The sequence below is a fragment of the Caballeronia choica genome (assembly GCF_001544535.1).
Classification (GTDB): Bacteria; Pseudomonadota; Gammaproteobacteria; order Burkholderiales; family Burkholderiaceae; genus Caballeronia; species Caballeronia choica.
In genome coordinates this window covers 1-3,584 of sequence record NZ_FCON02000324.1, presented here as the reverse complement: position 1 = coordinate 3,584, position 3,584 = coordinate 1, and the positions used below count along the sequence as shown (strand labels likewise).

At 62.6% G+C, this 3,584-nt stretch carries 2 protein-coding genes and 2 pseudogenes; all 4 read right to left on the bottom strand.

Going from position 1 to position 3,584, the window contains the following annotated elements:
* A pseudogene (locus tag AWB68_RS47760) lies at positions 1–227 on the bottom strand (hypothetical protein); the annotation flags it as partial.
* Between the two features lie 144 nt (positions 228–371).
* Positions 372–827 (bottom strand): hypothetical protein, encoded by a 456-nt coding sequence (locus AWB68_RS43235; protein WP_087650226.1) that lies wholly within the window; start codon positions 825–827, stop codon positions 372–374.
* Positions 828–2,462: pseudogene (groL, locus tag AWB68_RS43230) on the bottom strand (chaperonin GroEL).
* Between the two features lie 28 nt (positions 2,463–2,490).
* Positions 2,491–3,584 (bottom strand): hypothetical protein (locus AWB68_RS43225; RefSeq protein ID WP_125483229.1); only part of this gene is annotated, 1,094 nt, incomplete at its 5' end.

The following is a 3,584-nucleotide window of genomic DNA, read 5'->3' as shown; positions in this document are numbered from 1 at the left end:
GCTACATGATAGCCTAAGAAAAAAGCCGAAACCCAGCGCTGACGCGGATTTCGGCTACTTGAGAAGTCAAAGTTCGGGCTAGCACGAACTGACAGCGCGGTCATCAGGGGCACGCCCGCATTAGGGTCCGGCTTCGGCAATTCGATGAATTTCGGAGTTTCGCCCTGCGCGGGCGCGGGCTTTGCATCTGGCAAGGCTTCGTAGGTCAACATCAGCGTTTCAGTCATTTCGATTCCCCTCGACGGTGTTGCGCGCTAGCGGAGATTTCCGGGCGCTGCTTCAGCCTAGCGACGCATGGCGCGAACAAGGTTGACCTCGATCAATCGGTTCGCTCAACCCCGGCATCGCGTCCCCGACCGGGGTTCGCCTCGCTACCTTCGCAACCACCAAGCAGCCTTGGACTTCGGCCAACCCTTGCCGGTGCCATGCGAGGCCCTTGCGCGGGCCTGGCATCGCGAAGCTTCGGATTGGCCTGGCGAGGCCGGCCCGGTCTCGCTTTTATCGAACGGAAAGGACAGGTGGCCGCCATACACGAGGGCGCCAGACCTATTTGCGGTTCGATCCTTGCTTGTCAACTGTTGGACGAGCTCAAGCAAGTCAACCGTCGCGCGCAACCGTTTGGCGCTAAGCAGACCGCAAGTCAGGGGCGGTAGATCGTCGAGGTTCGCCACCGCGTGGCGGATGTCGATATCGCACGCGCGCTCGTCGCCCTTGAAGACGACCAATACGTCATACGCACGTGCGGCATGGCCTTTGATGACGTATCTGAAGCAGACCTGGGTGCGGCCGGCCGATCCGTCCCACGGCATCAAAATCGGCGCGGCCATTCACAACTCTCCGCTGAAGAGATCGCCATGTCTGGGGTCGGTGTGCGAGGTCTCGCTTGCCGTCCGCAGGCTCGCCACCATGCAGTCGGTCGTCATGAGCAGGGAGGCGATCGAAATCGCGTTTTGCAGCGCGGAGCGAGTCACTTTCAGCGGGTCCAGTATGCCCGCTTCCATCATGTCGCCATACCGGTCTCTCGCGGCGTCATATCCATGAGAGTCGCTCGCCGCGGACACCGTATGCACGACTGTCTGCGCGTCCGCCCCCGCATTCTGGGCGATCTGCCGTAAGGGCGCTGCCAGCGCGTCGTGGACGATGGTGGCTCCCGTGCGTCAAATCTCGGATGCTTGACTGCTTGAGGTAAGTACAGACCGCGCGCGCAGCAAGGCAACCCCGCCTCCCGGCACGATCCCTTCCTCGACTGCGGCGCGAGTTGCGTGTAACGCATCCTGGAAGCGGTTCTTGCGTTCGCGTAGCGCTGCTTCGGTCGCCGCGCCCACCCGGATGACGGCGACGCCGCCCGCCAGCTTCGTCAGCCGTTGTTTCAGTAAATCGCGTTGATGCGTCGTATTGGCCGCCTCGATGCGTTTCTTCAGTCCCGCAATACGCTGGCTGACCGCCTCCCTGTCAGTGTTGCCGACGATGATCGTGGTCGTGTCGCGGGCGATTTCCACGCGCCGCGCGGTGCCGAGGTCCTCCAGCTTTGCCTGTTCCAGAGCTTTGCCGGTTTGAGCAGAAATGACCGTAGCCCCGGTCAGGGCGCCCAGATCGGCGAGTTGTTCGGCCCGACCGTCTCCGAACCCCGGCGAACGACTGGCGCACGACTTGAGGGCGCCGCGGATATGATTGACGACGAGCGTGGCAAGGGCTTCATCTTCGACCTCGTTGGCGACGATAAGCAAAGGCGTGCCGCTCCCACTGACCGCCTCGAGGACCGGGAGCAATTGAGCGACAGAGCTGATGTTCATGTCGCAAAGCAGGATCCGCGGGTCCTCAAGGACCACCTCGTGGTCGTCTGGGGCGACAAAAAGCGGCGAAAGGTAGCCTCGATCGATGAGGGAGCCATCCACGACGTCGAGTTCGTCATCGATCTTGGATCCGTCCTCGATGCTGACCGCTCCGTCTCGACCAACCCGCTCAACAGCTTGCGCCACGAGCGTGCCAATATTGACGTCGCCGCTTGCGGAGATGGTCGCGATCTGGCGCATCTCGTCGATGGTGGAACACGGTTTAGCCAGGCGATGCAGTTCGGCTACCACCTTTTCCCCCGCGCCTTCGATGGCGCGTTTGAGTTCCATCGGGTCATGGCCGGCGCTCACGCATTTCATTCCTTCGGTCACGATCGCCTGGGCGAGCGTGGTCGCCGTTGTCGTCCCGTCGCCCGCCACTTCGCTCGTTCTGGTCGCAACCTCACGCAACAAGCGCGCGCCCATCTCCTCGAATGGGTCCGGCAGTTCGATTGCATTGGCGACCACCACGCCCGAATTGGCGACGAGCGACGGTGCGTCCGGCCGTTCGACGATCACATTGCGTCCGCCCGGACCGAGTGTGACCTTGACGGCTTCCGCGAGCGCGTTGACGCCGTTGAGTAGCAGATGCCGCGCAGTGTGATGAAAGACTAGACTCCTTGACTGAATTGATCTTGTAGCAGTCGAGTCAAGTTTTCTACGCGGCGATTTTGACCTGATCGCACCAGGCGTTGACGGCCTGCTCCGCGGTGCGGAAGCTGCGCTGCAAAGACGCTGGCGAGGCGGCTGGTGCCTGAGGGCTAACCAATGCAAGGCCCGGGCGCAAGATGCGCGAATATACGCGCGTATAGAAGAGTGCCGTTTGCAGTCCACGATTTGTGAGCCGATAGCGGTGGGTCTTGGGCACTCGCTCGATCAGGCCGTGCAAGCGCAGGCGTCGCAGCTCGTAGCTCATGTGCCCCGGGCCGATTTCGCCGGGACGCAGGCCCAGCAGCACGGCGTAGGCTTGCCGCAGGTCTTGATTGGTAAAGCCGCGCGCGACGAAGACGAACATCACCAGCGCCTGCAGCAGCGCCTGGACCTTCGGGTCGGCAAAGCGCAGCGCCGGTGCGCGCTGCCCGTGAACGTGGCGCGCACGCTGCAGGTCCTGAAACGCGTCTTCGCCCAACGCACAGTCGTGGCTGATCTGCTCGATTTCGAGCATGCGCCGATTCGCTGCAAAGCCAATTCGGCGTAGCTCGGGCAAGTTGCGCAGCAGTCGTCCGACGCGAAAGTCGCGGGTGTCGTTGATGGTGGTCTCGGTACGTAGCGCCTGACCCTCCTTGTGGTACTGCTTGATGCGTGAACGCTTGTAGTCCACATGCAGCGAAGGGGTGACCCCTTCGGTAATCACCCGGGTGCGAAAGCGCCCCGGGGTGCGCCGATTGACGCGGCGATCGAAGATCAGTTGCACTTGGCCCGGGCGTCCGATGTCCAGGTTCTCGCGGATGACCTGCTCGAAGAAGATGCGGCCTGTCACCGGTCGATCGAGCACCTGGGTCAGCGCGAACTCGGCCTGCAGGATCGACAGCGCGTAGCGGTAACCGGCGGCCCGGTCGCGCCGATCAAACGGATGCGGTAGTCGTGCCAGCCATTTGCGCAGCAGCCGATCAATCTTGCGCTCATCCAGCCCATCGCAGATTCGCTGCAGCGCCTTGGGGTCTTCGCACGAGAGGATGCCGTTGTCCAGCGCCTCGAAGGCGATGCCGCGCTTGCGCAATTGGCACTTGGCGTACTCGTTGCCGTTGATAC

Coding starts and splice junctions, on each gene's coding strand:
- AWB68_RS43235 (WP_087650226.1), bottom strand. CDS start 827: ATGGCCGCGCCGATTTTGATGCCGTGGGACGGATCGGCCGGCCGCACC.